The organism is Burkholderia catarinensis (assembly GCF_001883705.2).
Taxonomy (GTDB): domain Bacteria; phylum Pseudomonadota; class Gammaproteobacteria; order Burkholderiales; family Burkholderiaceae; genus Burkholderia; species Burkholderia catarinensis.
On record NZ_MDEQ02000007.1, the window covers coordinates 206,830 to 231,742 of the forward strand.

Here is a 24,913-nt window from a genome sequence, read left to right on the forward strand (position 1 = left end):
GATAGTCCGTGGAGCAGCAACCGAACAGGCAGAAAGTCGTCACTGCGACAACCTGTGGTTGCTAGCCGATCATGGTGGCGCGCGGCGAATCGCACGGACGGTGGAAACCGGCCATCCGGACGACTGCCGCGCCTGATCGGGACCCTCGATACTGCATGTTCAGTCTCGATTTTTACTTGGGGGGGTAGCGTTGAGTGCCGTTCACCATTCCGGAATAATTACGGTACATCAAAGGGTTGAGCGTTCTTGTTCATTTTTTGACGGCTGTACATTTTTTGTGTACGCTGACAAAAAAGTGAACAAGCGAACCGCCCTGATGCCCGAGAACGCCACCTTGCCGATATCGGAACAGCACGTGCTCGACGACGCCTGTGCCGCGTTCGAACGCGTGACCCGACGCTTCGACGCACGGCCTGTCCGCGTGCCGGCCGCATACAGCGCGCATGCCGACGCGATGATCCGCTTCGGCATCGCCGGGCAAACCTTCGAGATGCCGGTGGCCGTGAGCAGCAGCGTCGAATCGCTGCAGGGCGCGCTCGCCGCGCTGCGTCGCCGCGGCGGCGCCCCGATGCCCGGCGAGCGACCGCTGATGCTGATCGTGCCGCATCTTTCGGCCGAACTGGCCGCTCGCCTGGCCGACCATGACATCCCGTTCCTCGATACCGCCGGCAACACATACCTGATTCAGCCGGAGGCGGCGGTGCTGATCTCCGGCCGGCCGAAACCCGCCCGCACGCCGCGCCGGCAGGCGTCGCGCGCGACCACGCCGAAGGGGCTCGCCGTGATGTTCGCACTCGCGACGCAGCCGGGCCTCGTCGCGCAGCCGTACCGGGCGATTGCCGCCGCGTCCGGCGTCGCGCTCGGCACGGTCAATCTCGCGATGGACGACCTGATCGCGCGCGGCCTCGTCGCGCAGCGCCGCAACGGCGAGCGCCTGATTCCCGACTGGCCGCGCTTCGTGCAGGAATGGGTCGCGCTGTACCCGAGCCGTTTGCGCGCGAAATTGCCGAGCCGCCGGTTTGCCGGCCTCGCGCCCGACTGGTGGCGCGATTTCGATTTCGCAGCATTCGATGCGCGGCTTGGCGGCGAACCGGCGGCCGACCTGCTGACGCACGATCTGAAGCCGGCCACGATCACCGTCTATACGCATGGCGCAGTGCCGAACCGCCTGCTGCTCCAGGCCCGCCTGCGTCCGGACGAACGCGGCGACGTCGAAATCCTCGAAGCGTTCTGGCCGCGCTCGCCGGCGCTCGACTGGCGCGAGCAGGACGTGCCGCTCGCGCCACCGCTCCTGATCTATGCGGATCTCGTCTCGTCCGGGGACAGCCGCAATCTTGCCGCCGCCGAACGGATCCATGACCGATACCTCGCCCACCCGCCCGCTTGAAGTCGACGCACGCCGGCCGCTCGAGCCGGCGGCGGTCGCGCTGCTGCAAGCGGTCGGCATGGCCTGCACGCGCGTCGATGCGGCCTTCGTCGTTGCCGGCGCAACCGCGCGCGACATCCTGATGTGGCACGTCCACGGCATCCGGCCGGTGCGCGCGACGCGCGATGTCGACGTCGCAGTGTGCGCGGTGAGCTGGCCGTTTCATGAGCAGCTCGTCGATGCGCTCGTCGCGACCGGCCAATTCACGCGCGCGCCGAAGCATCAGCAGAAACTGCTGTTTGACAGCGGAGCGCGGGGGTTTCGCACCGAACTCGATCTCGTGCCGTTCGGGCCGCTCGAAACGCCGCCCGGCGAAATCGCGTGGCCGCCGGGCGGCGATTTCGTACTGAACGTGCTGGGGTTCCAGGAAGCGGTAGACACAGCGCAGCCGGTGTCGATCGACGCGCGCACCGTCGTGCCGGTGGCCAGCCTGCCGGCACTCGCGCTGCTGAAGTTGCTCGCGTGGAAGGACCGGCGCGCGCGCCAGAACAGCGACGCATACGACCTGCTGTTCCTGCTGCGGAATTATCACGACGCCGGCAATCGTGAACGTATCTGGGATGCCGCACCGGACCTGATCGAGGCGCATGCGTTCCAGCCGGGCCTCGCCGCCGCCGCGCTGCTCGCGCGAGATGCGAAACGGATTGCTTCGCCGCAAACGCGCGACGCCATCCGCGCGCTGCTATCCGACGAAGCCACTTACGCTGTGCTCGGCCAGGATCTGCTGGCACGTGCGTTCGCGCTGTTGCCGGGTGAATTCAGCGATGACGCCGACCGGTATCTCGACGCGTTCCGCCACGCGTTTCTCGTCGATCAGCCCGCCCCGCGTGCGTAACTGCGTGACGCGCCGCTGCGGAACAGCAACGTCATCGCACTTGTGCCCCGCCGCGCTCAGGCCGCCCAGTCTTCGAGCGACAACGCGGCGACACGGCCGAATTCCCGGCCGTTGTTCGTGACGAGCACCGCGCCGGCCGCGATCGCATGCCCGGCGATCGACGCATCGTTCGCGCCGATCGGCGTGCCGCGCGCGGCGAGATCGGCGCGAATCGCGGCCGTTGCATCGACGGCCGCCGTATCCCACGACAGCACGCCATCCAGCCGCGAAACAAAGGCCGTCACGAGTTCCGCATGCTTCGGCGACGCCTTCCTGCCGATCGCGCCGAACCGCATTTCGGCATAGGTAATGGCCGACACGACGATCCGGTGCTGCGCGTTGACGCACGACTGCAACCGCGACAGCACCACGGGCGGCCGCTCGCGCATGATGAACGAACAAATGTTCGTATCGAGCATGTAGAGCGTGGTCACCGGCTGGACTCCGTCGGCGAGCCGGCATCGCCGGACAGGTCGAAACGGCCGGACTCGATGACGGCCGGGCGTTCGGCGAGGAAATCGGCGTCGGCCAGCGGTTCGTTCGAGAACGAGAGCCACGTGGGACGCACCGGCCGCAGCAGCAGCGTATCGCCCTCGCGGCGGATCTCGAGTTCGGTCACGCCCTCGAACTCCATGTCCTTCGGGATGCGGATTGCCTGGTTACGGGCGTTCTTGAAAATGGAAACGGTGCGCATGAGCCACTCCATGGGAGTACGATGCACCCATTCTAAACATATGCTGGCATATGTCAATTTCAGGGGGCGCGAATCGGACGTCGCGCCCCACGCTGTCATGGGTGTTTTTGTCATGCTGCCGCCTGTCGTCGATGAGGAGAGCAATCCATTCTTCATGACGCAGGCCGCGCGGTCCATATCCCGAACGGCCGATGCAGACGCGATGCACGAGCCGCGCGCAACGTCGTACCGACGCTGCGCCCCCACCCCGTCACGGCAACCGGAAAGTGTCGAAGAATGTATCGCGCTCGATCACGGTGAGCGCCGCGCGCTTGTGCGGGAAGTCGAACTCCTTCAGCGTGTAGAACCCGAGCCGGTGCATGTACGCGATGTGCCGCACGTGATCGACCCGCGGCTCGCCGACGAGCCGCTGCGTGCGCGGTTCGTCGACGAACATGTAGTGCAGCACCCCGCTCCACCACGCATGCAGCTTGCCGGCGCTCTGGAAGCGCGGGTCGCCGATCAGCAGGTGCAGCCCGCGATCGTAGTCGTGCGCGTCGTAGAACGGTGCGAGACGGTCCTCCTTCGCCCAGTAGAACTCGAAATAGCCGAACGGCGTGTCGTCGAAATAGCCGATCATCGGGTGCATGTGCGGATCGGCAAGCCGCTCGGCGAGATACGCCGCGTGCTCGTCGCGCGTGCCGCGCTGGTCCCAGAAATGCGCGACGCGATCGAGGTTCATCCAGCCGCTGAACAGTTCCGCGTGCGCGTCGATGTCGACGGTGCGCAGGCTGAACGTCATCCCGACCTGCGGCATATGGCGCGCATAAACCTCGCCGGCCGGCGACGGCGGCCGCACCGGGTGCCGGTGGCCGTTCGTGATCGCGTAGCGCAGCGGCATCCCGCCCGACGCGCTCGCCTTCAGCCACGGCCGCGGGTTCTGCCAGAACGTCGTGCGCGACACGGTGACGCGCAGCATATTGCCCACGACCTGTGCGCCGTCGATCACGCCCTCGCGCACCGCGCGCGCGACGTACGACGCCACGGCCGCCGCATCGGCGCCGCCGAGCGGCACCGAGATCGTCGCCGCGTCGTGTCGCGTGTCGGTGTTGAACAGCGCGACGAACGCCGCGAGCAGCGCGTCCGGCGAATCGTCGGGCCGCCACGCGTCGAGCGTGCGCTCGGCGACCGGCGCCGCCTGCCCGTGCGCGGCGCCGTCGAGCGCGGCGGCCACTTCACCTTCGACGGCGTCCGCGGCGCCGGCCGGTTTCGTCAGCGTGTCTTCCATCACAGTGCTCCCGCGTCGTGGCGGTCGGCGAGGACGTGAAGCCCCTGCTCGAGCGCCGGAAACAGGCTGCGCTGGAAGTTGTTCCAGCGCAGCTCGAGAATCGTGTCGTCCGGCGCGATCGGCGTGTCGAGCACGTCGCAGATCACCTCGCCGGAATCGATGCCGTTGTCGACGTAGTGGAACGATGCGCCCGTCATCGTCACGGGCTCGACGGACGACGTCGCGCCGCTCGCCCAGTCGACCCGTTCGCCGCGCGCGCCGTGCAGCGCGTCGAGCGTCGCCCACGCGCCGCGCCGCTGGTACGGCGAATCGTCGGCCGTGATGCCCGGGTGGATGTTGGCGATGCGCCGGTGAAAGCGCGCACCGGGCCGCACGAGCTCGTCGAGGATCACGAGCAGCCCGTCGAGCACGACGATGTCGGCATCGAGTTCGAGCAGGCGCTCGAGCAGGCGGCGCTCGAACGCCTGCTTGGCCGCAGCGCGCTCGCGCGCGTCGCGCGGCAGCCGCCGGTAAGTCGACGGAATCGAACAGAACAGTTCGTCGACCGGCCGGCCCTGCACCGTCAGAGCGTCGGGCAGGATCCACGGGCGGCCCGGCGTGCGCGCGAACCCGTAATCGGCGACTTTCGCGCGATCGGCCGGCGACCCGTCGTCGTCGTCGACGATCACGCCCCGGAGCGTGTAGCGTTCGCCGAGCGGCGCATCGTTCAGGCGCTCGACGAGGAATTCGAGCGGCGCCTTCATGTAGCGCGCGCCGCCCCGATAAGCGACCGGCTGGCCGGCACGATCGGCCGCGCCGTTGCGCAGCGACTGGATGTAGACGAGATTTTTCTTCGGCATGGATGCGTCGTGGAAAAGCGGACGAAGGCGCCGCGGCCGGCGGGCCGCGGCGCGCGTCGTCACCAGTTGTATTTCGCGGTCGCGATCACGGTGCGGTCGGTACCGAACACGCAGACGTTCATCGACTGGCAACCGCTGATGTAGTGGCGATTGAAGAGGTTCGTTCCGTTCACGGCGAAGCGCCAGTTACGCATGTCGTAATGCACGCCCGCGTCGAACAGCGTGACGCTCGACACCGTCAGCGAATTGTCGGCTGCACCGGCCGACGCGCTCTGGTAGCGAATGCCGCCGCCGAGGCCGAGGCCCGCGAGCGGCCCCGTGTGCCACGTCCAGTCGGTCCACAGCGACGCCATCTGGCGCGGCCGCGGAATGTCGACCGGCCAGTTGTTCAGCGAGATGTCGTTGGCCTTCACGTTCTTCACGTCCTGATAGACGTAAGACGCGATCAGCGACAAGTTCGGCGTGACCTTGCCGGTCGCACTCAGCTCGATCCCGCGCGAACGCACTTCGCCGGTCTGCACCGACTTCGTGCCCGTAATGTCCTGGCTCGGCAGCGCCGGCGTGAGCACGTTGGTCTGGTTGATCTGGTAGATCGCCGCGTTCAGCATCAGGTTCTTGCCGGGCGGCTGCCAGCGCAGGCCGGCCTCGATCTGCTTGCCGCGCGTCGGCTGCGGCAGCCCGCCGCCGAGCAGGTTCACGCCGATCAGCGGGTTGAACGACGTCGCGTAGCTGATGTACGGCGACAGCCCGTAGTCGCCCTGGTACGTGAGGCCGACGCGGCCGGTGAATGCCGTGACGTCCGCCTTCGTCGACGTGCCGGCCGCGCGGTCGTCCATCCGCATGTTGACCCAGTCCTCGCGGCCGCCGAGCGTCAGCGTCCAGCGGTTCCACTTGATCTGGTCCTGCGCGTACAGGCCGAACGTGTTCATCGTCGTGTACGTGTTGGTGCGGAACGTCGAGTCGGGCGTGAACACCGCGGTCGTGACGGGCAGGTAGACCGGGTTGTAGATGTTCAGCGGCGGCGCGGCAGCGAGCCATTCGCTGTCGGTCGCGGTCTGGCGGTTGTACTGGAAGCCGAGCAGCAGCGTGTGCTGGAGCGGGCCCGTCGCGAATCGGCCCTGCACGTTGTTGTCGATGTCGAAACGGCTGTAGTTCATCTGGAACACGCCGGCCCAGCGCGACACGTCGGTCGTGCTGCCTTCGACGAAGCCGTTGCCGAACACCGAACCGTTGTCGAGCGACAGGTGCATCAGGCGCACGTTCTGGCGGAACGTCCAGGCCGACGTCAGGTTCTGCTCGAACTGATAGCCGACCGACCACTGCTTCTTGCGGTAGTAGTTGAAGTTCGGATCGCCTTCGTACACGTCCTTGTTGATCTGACCGTTCGGGTTCGGCAGCACCGTGCCCGACGCGGGCAGGAAGTTCGACGAAATGTCGCCCCAGTCCTGCAGGTAGGTGGCCGACAGCGTCAGCGACGTATCCGCGTTCGGACGCCAGCGGAACGACGGCGCAAGCGCGACGCGCTGGTCGTTGTTCGGGCCGGTCAGCGCGTTGCCGTCGCGCGCGACGCCGACGAACCGGTACGCGTACTTGCCGTCCGGGTCGAGCTTGTCGCCGACGTCGATCATGAACTGCTTGCGCGCGTAGTTGCCGATCTGCACGCCGGCCTCGCGCACGCGCTCGCCGTCGGCGAGCTTGGTCTGCACGTCGACGATCGCGCCCGGGTCGCCCGCGCCGTACAGTACCGAGGTCGGCCCGCGCAGCACGCTGATGCTGTCGATCATGTACGGATCGACGCGCCAGCTCGCGAGGTTGATCGTGTTCGGCACCTGCAGCCCGTCCACGTACGCGGTCGGCGTGAAGCCGCGCAGCGCCGCGTACCAGTCCGAACGGTTGTCCGAGCCGTACGACGAGAAGCCCGGCACGTAGCGCAGCGCCGCGTTCACGTCGGTCGCGCCGGTCATCTCGATCTGCTGCGCGGTGACGACGTTGATCGTCTGCGGAATTTCATTGATCGACGTATCGGTCTTGGTGCCGGTCCTGCTGCGCTTCGCGACGAGCCCGACCGTGCCGTCTCCTGCCGAGGCCGCGTTGACGGTGATCGCCGGCAGCGTGCCGTTCTGCGCGCTGGTCGACGCACTGGCCGCCGCGCCGTTCTGCGCACTGCCGGCCGACGCCGCGGCGCCTGCGTTCACGGCCGGCGCCGTCTGGGCGAATGCGTGCCCTGCCGCCGCCATACCGAACGCCACGCTTGCCGCGGCTGCGATCGCACGCAAACGCGTGCCTGTTGCCCACTGCATCTTGTTCTGCTCCACTTTTTTCATGCGGTCTCCGACCGCGCCTTTGTCAAAGAGCGAAAGCCATCCGGCCCGCGCTCGCCCCGTTTTCCTGTCGTTTTTCATGCGTTGCCCGGGCCGCGCCTTCGTCATGGGCGGGCGCGATCCCGTCTTCGAGCGACGCGCAGATTTCGTCCGCGCGGCGCGCCAGTACCGACAGCAGCGTGTCGGACAAGCCGTGGCTGTCTTCGCAGCAGCCTTGCAGGTAGATGCGCGGCGCGAAGTGCTCGGGCGTCGCGAGCAGGTAGTCGCGCGTGACGTCGCCGCGCGTGAGCGCATCGCCCAGGTGCGGCGCGAGCCCTTCGAGCAAGGCTGAATGCGTGTCGCGGCGGTAGCCGGTCGCGAGCACGAGCGCGTCGAAGCGCTCGACGCGTGTGGCGCCGCTCATCCGGTCGCGCAGCGTCAGCTCGATGCGGCCGTCGGCGGTCCGTACCGCGGCCTCGATCGCGCTGTTCGCGAGCAGCGCATGACGCGGCGTGCCGTCGACGCGCTGCAGGTACAGCATTTCGTAGATCTGCTCGATCAGCGGCCGGTCGACCACCGCGTAGTTGGTGTCGCGATAGCGGTCGAGCAGCGCGCGGCGCGCATCGTGCGGCTGGGCATAAACGACATCGGTGAACTCGGGGCTGAAGATCTCGTTGACGAACGGGCTGTCGTCGGCCGGCTTCAGCGCGCCGGCGCGCATCACGAGGCTCGCGTCGACGTGCGGGAAGCGGCGCGCGAGGTCGATGAATACCTCGGCCGCGCTCTGCCCCGCGCCGATCACCGCGACGCGGCGGCGCTCGCCGTCGGGCGACGCGACGAGCCGGTCGATGTCGGTCAGATACGACGACGAATGGATCACGCGGTCGCGGCCGAGCGCGGCGAACGCGTCCGGAATCGCGGGCGTGCCGCCGACGCCGACCGACAGCGCGCGCGTGACGCGCTGGCGCTCGCGGCCGGCGGCGTCGCGCGACAGCACGCGCAGCGCATCGACCCGCGCGCCGTCGCCACGGATGGGTTCGATCGCCAGCACGGTCTCGCTGTAATGGACGCGATCGTCGAACGCGTCGGCGACCCAGCTCAGGTAGTCGTGGAATTCGACGCGGGTCGGATAGAAGTTCTTCAGGTTGACGAATTCGTTCAGCCGGCCGCGTTCGAACAGGTAGTTGATGAACGTGTAGCGGCTGGTCGGATCGCGCATCGTGACGAGATCCTTCAGAAACGAGATCTGCATCCGGCAGTCGTCGAGCAGCATCCCGCGATGCCAGCCGAATTCCGGCTGGCGCTCGACGAAGCAATGGGCGAGCGTGCGCGCGCCGCTGCGCTCCGCGAGGCGCACGGCCAGCGCCAGATTCGACGGCCCGAAGCCGACGCCGATCAGGTCGAATACGGTTTCTCTCTGCATGTCTCAGTTCCCTTGTCGGTGAATCCGGCCCGTCAGACGTGACGGCCGGAGAAGAACGTCTCGCGCAGCGTGCGCATCCACAGCGGCTGCGCGTCGGCGAGCGCAAGACGGCGCTGCCGCGCGAAGCCGTGCCGCGCGAGATGGTCGGCAACCCGCGCGTGGCCGGCCGGAACGGCACAGCCGACCGCTTCGGTACGCGGGTCGTCGAGAAACAGGTAATGAACGACGGACGGCAGCCAGCCCGCCACGCAATGCGGGCCGCGCCAGCGCGATTCGCCGACCAGCATCCGCAGCCCGCGGTCGTAGTCGCGCGCCGCGACGTGCGGCGCGAGCGCGTCTTCCTTCAGCCAGAACGCTTCGAAATACGCGAACGGTTCGCCGTCGAAACAGCCGACGAGCGGCGTGACGTGCGGATCGGCATCGGGTGCGGCGCCTGGCGCGCCATCCGGGCCGGGTTGCGCGGATGGCGCGGGTTGTGCGCCCGGCCAGCCGTCGCGCACGCGCGGCTCGTCGAACCAGCGCGCGAGCCGTTCGGCATCCTCCGCCGGCTCGCAGCCGCGCAGCGTGAAGCGCACGCCGAGCGCCGGCAGGTCGCGCACGTAGACGTCGCCGCGCGGCGCGGGCGGCCGGCGCGGATGACGCCGGCCGTCGGTGAGCATCGGCAGCGTCGCGCACGGCAGATGCGGGCCGACGAGCCACAGATCGGCCTGTTGCGCCCAGCCGTCGCGCATGCAGCGGCCGCCGTCGGCGAGCACGCCGCTCGCGCGCAGCGCATCGAGCGCCACCGCCGGCCACGCGGCCGGGTCGAGCCGGATCGCCGCGTGTTGCGCTGCGTCCGAAAACGCCGCGGCCAGCGCGGCCAGCAGTGCACGCCGCTGGTCGGCCGGCGCCGCGCGATGGTTGTATGCGACGAGGCGCAGTGCGCCGTCGTCGCCGAGTTGCGCGCGCAGCAACTGCGCGCCGATGCCGTCGCCCTGAGCGACCCGGATCTCCGTGCCGTCGCGCACGGCGAACAGGCCGTCCGCGAACGCGAGGCGGTACGTATCGAGCATCGTGAATCCGTCCGGACGCACTTCAGCCAGCATGGCGTTCCTCCTGCGCTGTTTCTGTTTCTGTTTCTGTTTCTGTTTCCGCTTTCGCATCGAGCCGCGCGCCGAGCGCCGCGAGCGTCGGCGACGCGAACACGTCGGCGACCGTCAGCGCATGACCGGCACGGCCGGCTGCGTCGACGAAGCGCACGACGTCGAACGACGTCGCGCCGGCTTCGAACAGATCCGCATCCGGCTCGGGCGCGGCCGTCGCGAACGTGTCCGACCACAGCGCCGCGAGCACGGCGGCCGCGTGCGGCGCCTGTGACGGCGCGGCGGCGGGCGCGTCGCCGCTTGCCTGCGCGATGCGTGACGCGTACGCAACGGCACGCATGTCGGGCGCGCCGAGCGCCGCCTCCGACGCGCCGGCGAAGCGCGCGACTTCGTCGTGATAGACATCGACGAGCGCATCGACGAAGCCGCGCTCGAGCAGTTCGTCCGCATACGAGAACGCGGCGCTCACCCGGCCGTCCGGATGCTCGACGACATCCAGCTCCAGCGTGAACACGACGCGATGGCGCACGTCGTCGAATCCAGTCAGCGTCAGGCCAGCCCAGTCGCGTGCGGCCGCACCGGTCGGGCGCAGGTAGTTGAACATCACCTGGAACAGCGGATTGGCCTGCGCGGCACGCGGCGCGCGCAGCGCGGCGACGACGTCCGCGAACGGCACGTCGGCATGCGCATACGCGGCAAGCGCCGTGTCGCGCACCTGCGCGAGCACGTCCGTGCGGCGGGCGGCCGGGTCGATCCGCGTGCGCACGACGACCGAATTGATGAAGAGACCGAGTGCATCGCGGGCCGCGTCGCCGGTCAGCTCGCGCGTGGACGCGAGCACGCCGACCGGCTGGTCGGCCGCGCCCGTCGCGCGGAACAGCGCGGTGTTGAGCGCCGCGTGCAGCAGCATCGGCAGCGTTGCGTGCGAGGCCGATGCGGCGTCGCGCGCCGCGCGAATCAGCTGCGCATCGAAGTCGAACGCGATGCGTGCCGCGCGCCATTGCGGCACGGCCGGCGCGTCCGCGCGCTGCGGCAGCACGCGCGACGGCAGATCGGCCAGCGCATCGCGCCAGTACGCGACACGCGCCGGATGGCACGGCGCGGGCAGCACGAGCGGCACGGCCGGTTGGGCGGCCAGTTGGACGACCGGTTGAGCGGCCAGTTGGACCGCTTGTCCGGCCGGCACGGCACTGCCCTGCACACGGGCGACGTAGCTCGCGCGCACCGCATCGAGCCACAACTCGATCGATTCGCCATCCGACACGATGTGATGAATCGTCACCGACAGCACGTGGTCGTCCGCGCCGAGCCGCAGCACGCGGGCGCGCCACAGCGGCGCATCGGCCGCGAGGTCGAACGGCGCGAGCGCGTCCTCGTCGGTCAGCGCCGCCGCGCGGGCAAGCGCATCGGCTTGCGCCGACAGGTCGACAACCGGCAGTTCGACAGAAACGTCTGCATCGATCCGCTGGCCCGGCAACGCGCCGTCGCGGACGACCAGCCGCGCGCGCAGCGCCGGATGCACGGCTGCCGCATCCGCGAACGCGGCGCGCAGCGCCTCGACATCGAGCGGGCCGCGCACGCGCAGCGCGACCGGAATGTTGTACGCGGCGCTGTCCGGCTGCGCGCGCCACAGGAACCACAGGCCGAGCTGTGCGGGCGACAGCGGCCACACGCCGTGTGCGTCGGGTTTGGCCACCGCGACGCCCGGCGCCGCAGCACCGGCATGCACCGCGCGCGGCGCATCGGCCACCTGAAGCGCGTACTGCGCGAGCACGGGCGCCTCGAACAGCGCGCGCACCGGCACGTCGCGGCCAAGCCGCTCGGCCACGCGCGTCGCGACGCGCACCGCGGCGAGCGAATGGCCGCCGAGATCGAAGAAGTGATCGCCGCGGCCGACGCGCTCCAGATTCAGCACGTCGCACCAGATCGCCGCGAGCGCGGCTTCGTCGCCGTCGTGCGGCGCTTCGTACGCGCGTTCGACACGCACCGGTGCCGGCAGCCGCGCGCGATCGACCTTGCTGTTCGCATTGCGCGGCAGCGCGTCGAGCACGATCAGTTGCGCGGGCACCATGTAATCGGGCAGCGTGCGGCGCAGGTGCGCATCGAGCGTCGCGGCTTCGACCGGCTGCGCGGCAGCCCGGGCATCGGCGGTCAGCTCGACATACGCGACGAGCTGCGCGAGCGCGCCCTGCCCGTGCACGACCGCACACGCTTCGCGCACCGCGTCGTGCGCGGCAAGCTGCGCCTCGATCTCGCCGAGTTCGATGCGCAATCCGCGCAGCTTCACCTGGTGATCGACGCGGCCGATGAAGTCGAACACGCCGTCCGCGCGGCGCCGGACGAGGTCGCCCGTACGGTACAGCCGCGCGCCCGGCGCGCCGTACGGATCGGGCACGAAGCGCTCGGCCGTCAGCGCCGGGCGGTCGAGATAGCCGCGCGCGACGCCGATCCCCTCGCCGCCCAGATACAGCTCGCCGATCACGCCGACCGGCAGCGGATGCAGCCGCTCGTCGAGCACGTGCGCGGTACGCGCGCCGACCAGCGTGCCGATCGGCAGATACGCGGCGTCGCCGAGCTTCGCGAGATCGTCGCCGGGCCCGAACATCCACAGTGTCGGCGTGATGACCGTCTCGGTCGGGCCGTAGCCGTTGACCACGCGCACGTCCGGCAGCGCGCGGCGCAGCATCGCGAACGCCTCGCGCGACGTCGCCTCGCCGCCGACGGTCAGCGAACGCAGCGTCGGCGGCGCGCCGTGCGCGAGCGCCCATTCGGCGAGCTGCGCCGCGCAGCCGGGCGGCACGTAGGTCATCGTCACGCCGTCGCGGACCATCATCGCGCAGGTCTGTGCGGGCGGCCACAGCACGTCGGCCGTCACCGATACGGCGGCGCCCGACATGTATTGCGAAAACCAGCCCTCGTGCGCGCCGTCGAAGTTGACCGACTGGAACAGCAGGAACACGTCCTGCTCGCCCGCGCCGTAGCGCGCGGCGATCGCCGCGCAATGCAGCGCGAACGACGCATGGTCGACGATCACGCCTTTCGGCTTGCCGGTCGAGCCCGACGTATAGATCGCGTAGGCTGCATGGCCCGGCAGCACGTCCGGCAGCGCGATATGTGCAGCTTCGTCGAGCGCATCGATTTCATCGGCGCGCCACACACGCAGCGCCGGCAGCTCGGGCAGTGATGCGGCGCTCGCGCCGTCGGTCAGCACGTGCGCGATGCCCGCATCGCCGACGATCTGTGCGAGCCGTTCGCGCGGGTGAGCCGGATCGAGCGGCACGAACGCCGCCCCCGACTTCAGCACCGCGATCAGCGCGACGAGCAGGTCGACCGAGCGCTGCAGCGCGACGCCGACGCGCATCTCGGGCCGCACGCCGGCCGCCGCCAGATGACGCGCCAGACGCGCCGCACGTGCGTCGACTTCGCCGCGCGTCAATGCGCGATCGATATCGGCGACGCCGCGTGCGTCGGGCCGTGCGTGCGCATGCGCGGCGATGCGCGCGTGCACGGGCACGAACGGTTCGGCTTCGGTCGCGCCGGCCGGCGCGTTCCAGGCGAAGAGCTGCGCGCGCTCGTCGGCGGGCAACCAGTCGAGATCGCCGACCGGCATGTCGGGGCGCGCGAGCGCATCGCCGAGCAGCGTGACAAAGCGCGCGGCCAACCGTGCGATCGCGTCGGCGTCGAACAGGTCGAGCGCGTAGATGAATGCGGCGTCGAACGTGCCGTCGGGCGTCGCCTCGACAGAAAGCGTCAGGTCGAATTTCGCGGACGGCGTGCCGGACGGCAGCAAAGCGGCCGACGCCGCGCCCAGCGCCGGCAGCGCACGGCGTTCGCCATATGCGGCCATCACCTGGAACAGCGGATGATGGCTCGCGCTGCGCGGCACGCCGAGCGCGTCGACCACCTGCTCGAACGGTACGTCCTGGTGCATCTGCGCGTCGACGAGCGCGCGCTGCGTGCGGGCGACCAGCGACAAGAAATCGCCATGCGCGGGCACGTCGACGTCAATCGCCAGCGTATTGACGAAAAAGCCGATCAGGCCGGCGACTTCCGCGCGTTCGCGGTTCGCGGCCGGCACGCCGACGCAGATCCGCGCATCGCCGGTCGCACGCGCCAGCAGCGCATCGAGCGCGGCCAGCAGCACCGCGAACGGCGTCGCACCCGACGCGGCCGCGAATGCGCGCAGTTGCGCGCCGACCCGCGCGTCGAGCGAAAACACATGGCATGCGCCGCGCGCACTGCGGCGTGCCGGCCGTGCGGTCGCGCCCGGCAGCGTCAGCACGCCGCGTTGCGGATCGAGCCGTTCGCGCCAGAACGCGAGCTGGCGATCGCGTTCGCCGGCGTCGAGCCAGCGGCGCTGCCACAGCGCGTAGTCGGCGTACTGGATCGGCAGCGGCGCGAGCGGCACCGGCCGGTCGGACGCATACGCGCAATAGAACGCCGCGAGCTCGTCGAGCATCACGCCCGACGACCAGCCGTCCGACACGATGTGGTGCACCGTCAGCGCGAGCCAGTGACGGGTCGCGTCGAAGCGCACCAGGTGCGCGCGCACGAGCGGCGCCGCGCCGAGGTCGAACGGTTCGGCTTCGTCAACTGCCGCGACGGCCTCCGCGCGTGCAACGCGCTGCGCGTCCGGCAGCGCTTCGAGATCGGTTTCGCGCCACGGGCAGCGCAGCGGCGCATGGATCGCTTGCGCGACGCCGTCCTGCGCTTCGTCGAAGGTCGTGCGCAGCGCTTCGTGGCGCGCGATCAGTGCATCGCATGCGAGACGCAGCGCATGCACGTCGAGCGGCCCTGTCAGCGCGAGACGCTCGGTGATGTGGTACGCGTCGGGTGCATCGATCAGCCGCGCATGCAGCCACAGCCGCGTCTGTGCGAACGACGCCGGCACGCGGTCGTGGCGCGCCGTGCGCGGCGGAATCGGCAGCACGCGAAAATCGATGCCGGCCGCGCCGAGCTTGTCGATGAAGACCGCGCGCTGCGCGTCGGGCAGTTGCGCGAAACGCGTCGCGAGCGCGAGCCAGTCGGGTTGAACCTTCGTCATCCGTCGTCCTTATTGGGTTTCCAGTTCGCCGAGCAGCGCGTCGATCGCGCTCGCCGCATCGGTCGCGCCGCGCGCCGCGCAGGCCGCGTCGATCGCTTCCGCGCAGCGCGCGAGCGTGCGCGTGTCGAACAGCGTGCGCAGCGGCATCGCAAGCCCCCAGTGCAGGTTCGCCTGCGCATGGGCCTGCGTCGCGAGCAGCGAATGGCCGCCGAGCAGGAAGAAATCGCCGTCGCGGCCGATCGCGTCCACGTGCAGCACGCGTTGCCAGATTTCCGCGAGCGCGCGTTCGGTGTCGGTCGCGAGTGCGACGGCGTCGGCCGCTTCGCGCACCGGCGCGGGCAGCGCATGGCGGTCGCACTTGCCGTTCGGCGTGACGGGCAACGCGTCGAGTTCGATCAGTTGCGTCGGCACCATGTACGCCGGCAGTTGCGCACGCAACGCATCGAGCAACGCCGCGCGGTCGAGCGGGCCCGCGTCGCCGCGGGCGACATAGCCGACCAGCTGCTCGTCGCGCACGATCACGACCGCATCGTTCACGCCGGGCGCCGCGCGCAGCAGCGCCTCGATCTCGCCCGGCTCGATCCGCTGGCCGCGCAGCTTCACCTGCGTGTCGACGCGGCCGAGGTAGTCGAGCGCACCGTCGGCGCGCCGGCGCGCGAGGTCGCCCGTGCGGTACATGCGCGCGCCCGGCACGAACGGATCGGGCACGAAGCGCTCGGCCGTCAGCGCCGGACGGCCGAGATAGCCGCGCGCGAGGCCCGCGCCCGCGAGGTACAACTCGCCGGTCGCGCCGGCCGGCACCGGCTGCCACGCGGCATCGAGCACGTGCAGTTGCAGGTTCGCGATCGGATGGCCGATCGGTACCGCGACCGCGTTCGCGTCGTCGGGGCCGCAGGTCCAGTGCGACACGTCGATCGCCGCTTCGGTCGGCCCATACAGGTTCACGAGCGTCGCGTCCGGCAGCAGCCGCGCCATCTTCGCGACGAGTTCGGGCGCGAGCGCCTCGCCGCTCGCGACGATCAGCCGCACGCTGTCGCATTGCGCGGCGGCCGGGAAATCGTCGAGATACGCGGCGAACGCGGCGAGCATCGACGGCACGAAGTGCAGCACCGTCACGCCGTGCGCAAGGATCGCGGCCGCCAGGCGCGCCGGATCGCGGTGGTCGCCGGGCGCGGCGATCGCGAGCTTCGCGCCGATGGCCAGCGGCCACACGAATTCCCAGACCGACACGTCGAAGCCGAACGGCGTCTTGTGCAGCACGACGTCGTCGCGCGTCAGCCGGTATGCGTGCTGCATCCACGCGATCCGGTTCGCGAGCGCGCCGTGCGTATTGCCGGCGCCCTTCGGCTTGCCGGTCGAACCCGACGTGTAGATCAGGTACGCGAGCTGCGCGTCGTCGATCGCGGCGGCTTCGCTTGCAGACGTGTCGTCTACTTCTTCGGCCAGCAGGTCCGCCACCGTCAGCAACTGCGTGTCGGAGCCCTCACCCAGCGCGGCCTCGACCTGCTCGCGCAAGTGGGCCTGCGTAATCGCGACGGCCGGCCGCGCGTCGCGCAGCAGGTACGCAATGCGCTCGGCTGGATAGTCGGGATCGACCGGCAGGTACGCGGCGCCGGCCTTCAGCACGCCGACGAGCGCCATCACCATGTCGAACGAACGCTCGACGCACAGCGCAACCGGCGTGTCGGGCCGCACGCCGCGCCGGCGCAGCGCGGCCGCGATGCGCGACGTGCCGGCGTCGAGTTCGCGATAGGTCGCTCGATGCACGCCGCCGTGAATATCCGCGTATTCGAGTGCGATCGCGTCGGGCGTCGCCCGTGCCGCATCAGCGAATTGCAGGTGCAGCGGCTGCCGTTGCGAAGCCGGCCACACACGCGCCGTGTCCTGCGCAAGCGCCAGTGCGTCGCGGGTTGCGTCGTCGGCGATCGACAGCGCGCCGAGCAGCGCGTCCGGCGTGCGGGCCAGCGCATCGAGCGCGCACGCGAACGCGCGGTGCCAGGTCTCGACCTGCCGCTGATCGATGCGCGCGGTGTCGTAGCCGTAGTCGATCGTCAGCTCCGTGCCGCTTTCGATCACGAGCGTCAGCGCGAAATCGGTGGCTTCGATGCTGCGCACGCCGCTCAATGCCAGCGCGCGCGGATCGGCGTCGCGCGCCGTGTCGTCGACCGGGTAGTTCTCGAACACGACCAGCGTGTCGAACAGTGCGCCGCCCGCGCCGCGCGCCCAGCGCTGGATATCGGCGAGCGGCGTGTGCGCATGCTCGGCGGCGGCCGCGTTGTCGCGTTGCAGCGTTTGCAGCCAGTCGGCCGCACGTTGCTGCGGTGCAGGCGCGGTGATGACCGGCAGCGTATTGATGAAGAGACCGAGCACCGAGTCGACGTCCGCGAGCGCATCGGGACGGCCCGCGACGGTCGCGCCGAACGCGACGGCCGGCTGGTGCGTCATCCGCTGCAGCGCGAGCGCCCACGCGCCCTGCACCAGCGTGTTGACGGTCAGCCTCAGTGCGCGTGCCGCCTGCGCGACGCGCGTCATCGCATCCGCATCGAGCGTCGCGCGCCACGTGACCATCTCGGCATCCGCACGGTCGGCCGCGCGCTCCGCGATCAGCGTCGGCGCATCGAGCCGCGCGAGGCGTGCGGTCCAGAAGCGTTCGTCGGCGTCGCGGTCGCGCGTGCCGAGCCACGCGATGAAATCGCGGTAACGCAGCGCCGGGCGGCTTGCGAACGGCGACACGGCGTCCGGGTCGCGATAGTCGCGCAGCACGTCCGCGAGCAGGCGCGCGGTGCTCCAGCCGTCGAGCAGCACGTGGTGACGCGTCCACACGACGCGCCATGCGTCGTCCGTCACGCGGATCAGCGTGAGCCGCATCAGCGGCGGTTCGCGCCAGTCGAAGCCGCGCGCGCGGTCGGCCGCGAGCCATGCGTCGAAATCGGCGTCGAGCGTGCCGCCGCGCGTGCGCCAGTCGAGCTGTTCGACCGGCATTTGCGCATGACGATGCACGCACTGCAGCGGCGCGGCTTCGTCCGGCATCACGCTCGTGCGCAGGATGTCGTGACGTGCGACCGACGCGTCGAACGCGGCCGCGAGCCGGTCCGCGTCAAGCGCAGTTGCAGTCGCGACGAGCTGGTTCACGTAGCTCGCATGACCGGGCGCGAACAGCGCATGGAACAGGATGCCCTGCTGCATCGGCGACAGCGGATACACATCGTCGATCGCGCGCCAGTCGAGCGGCGCGCGTTCGATCGCGGCCTGCGTGAGCCCGGCGGCCTGCGCGAGCGGGAAATCGCCCGGCGTCGCGCCTGCACCGCGATGCGTGATGCGCGACGCGCACGCTTCAACGATTTCGCGCAGCGCGGCCGCGAAACGTTCGGCGAACGCGTCGATCGTCGCGCGCTCGAACTGCGGTGCGCCGTAGACCCAGTGCACCTTCAGCGTGCGCGCGCCGTCGCGGTCCGTATCGAGGTACGCGTGGATCGCGAGCGTATTGCCGAGCGGCCCCTGGCGGTCGCGCTCGACGCCGGTGCCGCCGAAGCGCGGCACGAGCGTCGCGTCGCGCGGTGCGTCGAACTGGCCGAGATAGTTGAACGTGACGCGCGGGCGCGGCACGGCGGCCAGCGCCGCGCGCGTCGCCGCGTCGCCGTAGTGCGCGAGCACGCCGAAGCCGAGCCCCTTGTGCGGCACCGCGCGCAGCGTGTCCTTGATCGCGCACAGCGTGTCGCGCGCGGTGGCCGCGACCGGCAAGGTCACCGGGTAATGGCTCGTCAGCCAGCCGATCGTGCGGCTGGCGTCCGCGTCGTCGAACAGCGCCTCGCGACCATGCCCTTCCAGTTCGATCCGGCACGATGCGGCGCCGCGAGCACCGGCCAGCGCCAGCGCGAGCGCCGCGCCCAGCAGTTCGATCGTCTGCGTGCGATAGGCGGCATGCGCATCGGTCAGCGCCGCGCGGGTCAATGCCGCATCGATCGTCTGCACGACGACGGCCGCATCGGCGTTCGTCGCCGCTGCGTCGGGATGATCGGGCACGAGGTCGTCGCCCTGCGCCATGCCGGCCCAGTACGCGGCTGCGGCCGCGAACGGCGATGCCGGTTCCGTCGCGGCGCGCGCGAGCCGTGCGGTCCATGCGTCCGCGCGCAGGCCCGGCTGCGACAGCCGGACTGGCGTGCGTTCGCATGCGGCGCGGTAGGCCGTGTCCAGGTCGTCGAGCAGGATGCGCCACGACACGCCGTCGACGATCGCATGGTGAATCGCCAGATAGAGCCGAGTCGAACCGTCGGGCAGCCGTGCCGCGCACGCGCAGGCAAGCGGCCCGCGGCCGAGGTCGAGACGGCGCTGCAACGCGTCGAAGCGCGCAAGGGCATCGGCTTCGTCGCGGGCGGCGACTTCGACGAACGGCAGCGTGTCGTATGGCTTCGCGGCATCGCTCGCGTGCCATGTGCCGTCCGCGCCGCGCGTGAAGCGCTGGCGGAATGCGTCGTGATGCGTCAGCAACGCGTCGAATGCGCGCGCGAACGCGTCGGCATCGAACGGCCCGCGCACGTCGAACGCGACCGACTGGTTCCAGTGGCCGCGATGCGGGATGTCGAGCGCGAAGAAACGCTGCTGCGCGGGCGTCAGGATCGGCACCGCAGCCGGCGCCGCCATTGCCATTGCCGTGGCGGTCGCAACCGCGGGCTGTGCTGCGGCGGCGGCCACGTCCTCGGTCTTCGCGATGCGCGCGAGTTCGGCAACCGTCGGGCCGTCGAACAACTGCTTCGGCGTAAAGCGCACGCCGCGCTTGCGCGCACGGGCAATCACCTGCAGCACGAGGATCGAATCGCCGCCGAGCTCGAAGAAGTTGTCGTCGCGGCCGACCTGCGGTGCCTTCAACACGGCCTGCCAGACTTCGGCGAGCACCGTTTCGACCGCGCCCTGCGGCGCGTCCCCAACAGCGACCGCGACCGGCGCGGCCGCCAGTTCGCGCAACGCGGCGCGATCGATCTTGCCGTTCGCGGTGACCGGCAGGCGCGCGAGCGCGACGAACTGCGCGGGCACCATGTAATCGGGCAGCTTCGCGGCGAGCGCCGCGCGCATCGCGGCTTCGTCGAACGCCGCGCCGTCGCGCATCACGACGAACGTCGCGAGCCGCACGCGGCCGTCGTGCTCGATCGCGAGCGTTTCGGCCTGCGCGACCGGGCCGGCCGCGCGCACGGCTGCACTCACCTCGCCCGGTTCGACGCGGTAGCCGCGGATCTTCACCTGGTCGTCGATGCGGCCGAGGAACGCGAGGCGGCCGTCCGCGCACAGCCGCACGCGGTCGCCGGTGCGATACAGCCGCGCACCCGGCGTGAACGGATCGGGCACGAAGCGCTCGGCGGTTTGCGCCGGGCGTCCCAGGTAGCCGCGCGCGACGCCCGGCCCGCCCAGATACAGCTCGCCGGTCGCGCCGGCCGGCACGCACGCGCCGAACGCGTCGAGCACGAGCGCGCGCGCATTCGGCAGCGGCTGGCCGAGCGGCACGCCGCTCGCGGGATCGCGCGCGTCGGCGCCGATCGACGCCGTATCGCATGCAATCGCGCCGACCGTCGCTTCGGTCGGCCCGTAATGGTTGATCACGCGGCAGGCCGGCGCGAGCGCGCCTAAGCGCGCGACGAGCGCCCACGTGAGCGTTTCGCCGCCCGTCACGAGCGCATGACGCGGCAGCACGTCGGCCGGCACGCGCGCGTCGAGCAGCGCCTGCAGGTGGCTCGGCACGATCTTCAGCACGCCGACGTCGCGGCGGCGCATCTCGTCGGCGAACAGGTCCGGATCGAACGCGCATGCGGCCGGCAGCAGATGCAGCGTGCGGCCCGCGCACAGCGCGCCGAACAGCGTCGTGTGACCAAGGTCGGCCGCGACGGTCGACACCATCGCGAACGACGCGTCCGGTGCGAACGCGAGTTCGTCGAGCATCCCCTGCACATAGTCGGCCAGTGCGCCGTGCGACACGACCACGCCCTTTGGCGTGCCGGTCGAGCCCGACGTATAGATCAGGTACGCGCCCTGTTCCGGATGCGGCGCGACGCGCACGCCGGCCGCATGCGCAAGCGTCGCGTCCTGCGCGAGCGTGTCGGCGTCGAGCGGCTGCGTGCCGATGCCGGCCGGCCACGCGGCCGTATCCGCGACGAGCGCCCAGCGCGCGCCGCAGTCGGCCGCTGCCGCGGCCAGTCGCGCGGCAGGTTGCGCGGGATCGAGAAACACAGCGAGCGCGCCGGCCTTCAGCGCGCCGAGCAGGCCGACGACGAAGCGCGCCGAACGTTCGATGCAGACGATGACCGGCGCTTCGGCTGCCACGCCGCGCTGCGTCAGCGCGCGCGCGATGCGGTTCGATGCGTCGTCGAGTTCGGCGAACGTCAGCGATGCCGATGCATCGGCAAGCGCGACGCGATGCGGATACGCGGCCGCCTGCCGCGCGAACGCGGCGACGATGTCGGCATGTTCGACACGCAGCGCACGGCCGTCGCGCGGCTGGCGCGCGGCAGCCGATGCGTCGCACGGCAGCGCGGCCGTCGTGTGTTGCGGGTCGTGCGCGGCCGCGCCGACGAGCGCCGCATAGCTGTCGAGCCACACGCGTGCGGTATCGGCGTCGATGCAGTCGGTCGCGTAAGCCGCGACCAGTTCGATCCCGTTCGCATCGTCGGTGAAATCCAGCGCGAAATCGAAGCGCGCGGCGAGATCGGGCCCCGGCGTCGCGACCGCCGTTGCGCCCGGCAGCACGCTGTCGTGCCGCGCGTCGAACTGCTGCGCGAATTTCACGCGCAGCCATTCGTCGCCGCGCTTGACCGGCGGCTTCACCGCATCGACGACGCGCTCGAACGGCACGTCCTGGTGCGCGACCGCGTCGAGCGCCGCCGCGCGCGCCGCATCGACGAGCGCGCGGAACGGCAGCGTCGGCGCCACGCGCACGCGCAGCGCGACCGTATTCAGGAACAACCCGAGCAACGCGCGGGTTTCCGGGCGCTGGCGATGCGCGACCGGCACCGCGACGACGACATCCGTCTCGCCGGTCAGGCGCGACAGCCATGCGTCGAGCGCCGCCAGCAGCACCGTGAAGACGGTGGCCTGCGCGTCGCGCGCGAGTTGCCGCACGTCGGCCGCGACCGTGTCGGGCAGCCGCACCGACACGCGCGCGCCCTGCAGCGTGCGCGCGGCGCCCGGCTGGCGGTCGACCGGCAGTGCGATCGGGCCCGGCGCGTCGCGCAATGCACCGCGCCAGTAATCGAGCTGGCGCTCGCCCTCGCCGCCGGCCAGCATGTCGCGCTGCCAGTCCGCGTAGTCGGCGTACTGGATCGGCAAATCGGGCAGCGACGGTTCGCGGCCTTCGGCATACGCGCGGTACGCGGCCGACAGTTCGTCGAACGCGCAGCGCGAGCTCCAGCCGTCGGTGATCGCGTGATGCGCGGTCAGCAGCAGGCGGTGACGGTCGTCGGCGAGCGCGACGAGCGTCGCGCGCAGCAGCGGGCCGCGTGCGAGGTCGAACGGCTCGGCCGCGTCGCGCTCGGCGAGACGCGCGGCTTGCGCATCGCGCGCGGCCGGCGGCTGGTCGCGCAGGTCGACATCGGCGATCGACACCGGCAGATGCGCGTGAATCCGCTGCATCACGACGCCGTCGTCGTTGTCGACGAGCGTTGTGCGCCACGCTTCGTGCCGTCCGATCACGTGATCGAGCGCGCGCTGCAGCGCAGCGCGTTCGAGTGCGCCGTCGATCGTCCAGTGCGCGGCGATGTGATACGCGGCGCTCGCGTCACGCGTTTGCGCGAGCACCCAGAAACGCTGCTGCGCGAGCGATGCCGCACGGTCGACATACGGCGTGCCCGAGGCGGCCGCGTCGGCCGTCGCGCAGTATGTCGATCGTGCGGAAATGGCGGCCAGCGGCTCGCCGGTCTCGCGCTCCGCACGATCGACCGTTTCGGCCAGTTCGGCGAGCGCCGGATCGGCGAACAGCGTGTCGAGCCGCAGGTTCACGCGCCATGCGGCGCGGATCGCGGCCTGCAGCTGCATCGCGGTGAGCGAATCGGCGCCCAGCACGAAGAAATGCGCGTCGCGCGCCGGCGCGACATCGAGGCCGAGCAGCGTCTGCCAGAGCCCGGCGAGCTGCTGTTCGGTCGGCGTGCGCGGCGCGTCGCCGGAACCTTGCGCCGTGTCGCGCGCGGCGGCAATCTTCTCGCGCAGCGCGGCACGGTCGAGCTTGCCGTTCAGCGTATACGGCAGCGCATCGCAGCGCACGAACCGGTGCGGCTGCCATGCGGCCGGCAGTTGAGCGGCCACGTGCGCCTTCAGCGCCGCGTCGTCGGCTGCCGCGCGCAGCGCGATGCACGCGATCAGCCGCGTCGGCCCGTTGCCCGTTTCGGCGACCACGGCCGCGTCGGCCACGGCCGGATGCGAGCGCAGGCATGCGGCGATTTCCGCGGGTTCCACGCGCACGCCGCGCACCTGGACCTGGTCGTCGAGGCGGCCGAGATAGTCGAATGTGCCGTCGTCGCGCAGCCGGGCGAGATCGCCCGTGCGGTAGACCCGCGCGCCGGGTTCGCCGTCCGCATCGGGAATGAAACGTTCGGCCGTCAGTGCCGGGCGGCCGTGATAGCCGCGCGCGACGCACACGCCGCCGAGCAGCAGCTCGCCCACACCATCGGTCTCGCCGCCGTCGACGCGCGCGACGCGCGGGCCGATCACGCTGCCGATCGGCAGCGACGCATACGCGTCGTCCGCGGCCAGCACCGGCGTTTCGCCCGGCTCGACCGGCCACAGCATCGGCGAGATCACGGCCTCGGTCGGCCCGTAGCCGTTGATCAGGCGTACCGACGGGAATGTGCGGCGCACGAATTCGAACGCTTGCTGCGGCAGCGCTTCGCCGCCGAACGCGAGCACGCGCAAGGCCGGCGGCACGCCGGCGCGGGCGGCCACAGTCGCGAATTCGCGCAGGTAGGCAGGCGGGAATGCGGCGACATTGACCGCTTCGCGCACCATCAGCGCATGCGCGTCGTCCGGCGCGAACGGTTGCGGCGGCGCCACGACGATACCGGCGCCGATCGCGAGCGGCGCGAGCCAGCATTCGTGCGCGGCGTCGAAGTTGACCGACGCGAAATGCAGCAGGCGGTCGCCGGCCTCGATCGGCAGCGCGGCCGCGAGCGCGTCGCAGTGTGCGGCGAGCGGCCCGTGCTCGACGACGACCGCCTTCGGCGTGCCGGTCGAGCCCGACGTATAGATCATGTACGCGGCCGAACGCGGATGCACCGGCACCGCTTCGTCATCGGCAGCGAGGTCCTGCCCGCCCGCCGCTTCGGCGGCCGCGTCGAACGCGTGTTCGAACGGCGCGCCGAGCGCCGCACGGCCGGCCGCGTCGACGATGCCATGCCGCAGTTGCGCATCCTGCACGATCCAGTCGAGGCGCGCGGCCGGGTGACGCGGATCGAGCGGCACGAACACGCCGCCTGCCTTCAGCACGGCCAGCAGCGCGACAAACAGTTCGCACGAGCGCTCGACGCAAACGCCGACCCGCACTTCCGCGCCGACGCCGGCTGCGCGCAGTTGCCGGGCCAGTTGCGACGCACGGGCATCGAGCGCGCCGCGCGACAGGCGCAGGTCATTCTGGAAAGGTACCGCGATTGCAGGTGCGTCGGGCGCGATGTGCGCCAGTTCGCGGATTCGGTGATGCAGCGCAGTCGGGAAACTCGTCATGTGCGTGAAATCCTTCGGTCCGGCCGCTTCGGCCAAGTCTCGGGGCCGCTTGGGGCGGCTTCACTGGTGTGACGAACGGCGCGGCCGATTTTTTACCGTTTTGCGTTCAACGTGCGTGCGGACGGTTTTTTTGAAGGGGTTGTTAAATATTTGCGTGGCCCGTTCGTCTATCAGGGAGGAAAGCCGGAACGGGGCACGCCCCGTCCGCCGCTTCCACGTCAGTTTTGCCATTCCCGCGTTTTCGCTTGCCTTCCCTTTAACGACGTTGCCG

At 70.6% G+C, this 24,913-nt stretch carries 11 protein-coding genes; 2 read left to right on the forward strand and 9 right to left on the reverse strand.

Annotated features, from left to right (window positions below; genetic code table 11):
- The first annotated feature begins 316 nt into the window (after window positions 1–316).
- On the forward strand, window positions 317–1,387 hold the full coding sequence (locus BFF94_RS13795) for a type IV toxin-antitoxin system AbiEi family antitoxin (RefSeq protein WP_128844620.1): 1,071 nt from the start codon (window positions 317–319) through the stop codon (window positions 1,385–1,387).
- A complete protein-coding gene (locus BFF94_RS13800; protein ID WP_128844618.1) occupies window positions 1,356–2,261 on the forward strand; it encodes a nucleotidyl transferase AbiEii/AbiGii toxin family protein in 906 nt (301 codons plus the stop codon). Before BFF94_RS13795 ends, BFF94_RS13800 begins: the two co-directional genes overlap by 32 nt.
- Window positions 2,262–2,317: 56 nt before the next feature.
- Here the strand turns inward: BFF94_RS13800 and BFF94_RS13805 are convergent, their stop codons facing one another.
- The 9 genes from BFF94_RS13805 to BFF94_RS13845 form a co-directional block, all read right to left on the reverse strand.
- Window positions 2,318–2,734 (reverse strand): PIN domain-containing protein, encoded by a 417-nt coding sequence (locus BFF94_RS13805; protein ID WP_128844616.1) that lies wholly within the window; start codon window positions 2,732–2,734, stop codon window positions 2,318–2,320.
- Window positions 2,731–2,994: a type II toxin-antitoxin system VapB family antitoxin gene (gene vapB / locus BFF94_RS13810; protein ID WP_128844613.1), complete on the reverse strand. Its 264-nt coding sequence runs from the start codon at window positions 2,992–2,994 to the stop codon at window positions 2,731–2,733. Before vapB ends, BFF94_RS13805 begins: the two co-directional genes overlap by 4 nt.
- A 250-nt stretch (window positions 2,995–3,244) precedes the next feature.
- The gene (locus BFF94_RS13815; protein ID WP_219139454.1) at window positions 3,245–4,261 is read right to left on the reverse strand and encodes a GNAT family N-acetyltransferase; all 1,017 of its coding nucleotides are present in this window, start codon (window positions 4,259–4,261) and stop codon (window positions 3,245–3,247) included.
- Window positions 4,261–5,100 carry a formyltransferase family protein gene (locus BFF94_RS13820; protein ID WP_128846639.1) on the reverse strand — a complete coding sequence of 280 codons (840 nt, stop codon included), beginning with the start codon at window positions 5,098–5,100 and terminating at the stop codon, window positions 4,261–4,263. Before BFF94_RS13820 ends, BFF94_RS13815 begins: the two co-directional genes overlap by 1 nt.
- A gap of 59 nt (window positions 5,101–5,159) precedes the next feature.
- Complete coding sequence (locus BFF94_RS13825; RefSeq protein WP_504740293.1) at window positions 5,160–7,400, reverse strand: TonB-dependent siderophore receptor; 2,241 nt, start codon at window positions 7,398–7,400, stop codon at window positions 5,160–5,162.
- A gap of 46 nt (window positions 7,401–7,446) precedes the next feature.
- A complete protein-coding gene (locus tag BFF94_RS13830; protein WP_219139456.1) occupies window positions 7,447–8,823 on the reverse strand; it encodes a lysine N(6)-hydroxylase/L-ornithine N(5)-oxygenase family protein in 1,377 nt (458 codons plus the stop codon).
- Between the two features lie 32 nt (window positions 8,824–8,855).
- A complete protein-coding gene (locus tag BFF94_RS13835) occupies window positions 8,856–9,908 on the reverse strand; it encodes a GNAT family N-acetyltransferase (protein ID WP_219139457.1) in 1,053 nt (350 codons plus the stop codon).
- Window positions 9,898–14,949 carry a non-ribosomal peptide synthetase gene (locus BFF94_RS13840; protein WP_219139458.1) on the reverse strand — a complete coding sequence of 1,684 codons (5,052 nt, stop codon included), beginning with the start codon at window positions 14,947–14,949 and terminating at the stop codon, window positions 9,898–9,900. Before BFF94_RS13840 ends, BFF94_RS13835 begins: the two co-directional genes overlap by 11 nt.
- Window positions 14,950–14,958: 9 nt before the next feature.
- On the reverse strand, window positions 14,959–24,642 hold the full coding sequence (locus tag BFF94_RS13845; RefSeq protein WP_219139459.1) for a non-ribosomal peptide synthetase: 9,684 nt from the start codon (window positions 24,640–24,642) through the stop codon (window positions 14,959–14,961).
- Between the last annotated feature and the right edge of the window lie 271 nt (window positions 24,643–24,913).

Bases quoted from the DNA above. Each gene is read 5' to 3' on its own strand.
- BFF94_RS13800 (WP_128844618.1), top strand. From the start codon at position 1,356: ATGACCGATACCTCGCCCACCCGCCCGCTTGAAGTCGACGCACGCCGG.
- BFF94_RS13820 (WP_128846639.1), bottom strand. From the start codon at position 5,100: ATGCCGAAGAAAAATCTCGTCTACATCCAGTCGCTGCGCAACGGCGCG.
- BFF94_RS13840 (WP_219139458.1), bottom strand. From the start codon at position 14,949: ATGACGAAGGTTCAACCCGACTGGCTCGCGCTCGCGACGCGTTTCGCG.
- BFF94_RS13835 (WP_219139457.1), bottom strand. From the start codon at position 9,908: ATGCTGGCTGAAGTGCGTCCGGACGGATTCACGATGCTCGATACGTAC.
- BFF94_RS13845 (WP_219139459.1), bottom strand. From the start codon at position 24,642: ATGACGAGTTTCCCGACTGCGCTGCATCACCGAATCCGCGAACTGGCG.
- BFF94_RS13795 (WP_128844620.1), top strand. From the start codon at position 317: ATGCCCGAGAACGCCACCTTGCCGATATCGGAACAGCACGTGCTCGAC.
- BFF94_RS13815 (WP_219139454.1), bottom strand. From the start codon at position 4,261: ATGGAAGACACGCTGACGAAACCGGCCGGCGCCGCGGACGCCGTCGAA.
- vapB (WP_128844613.1), bottom strand. From the start codon at position 2,994: ATGCGCACCGTTTCCATTTTCAAGAACGCCCGTAACCAGGCAATCCGC.
- BFF94_RS13830 (WP_219139456.1), bottom strand. From the start codon at position 8,823: ATGCAGAGAGAAACCGTATTCGACCTGATCGGCGTCGGCTTCGGGCCG.
- BFF94_RS13825 (WP_504740293.1), bottom strand. From the start codon at position 7,400: ATGCAGTGGGCAACAGGCACGCGTTTGCGTGCGATCGCAGCCGCGGCA.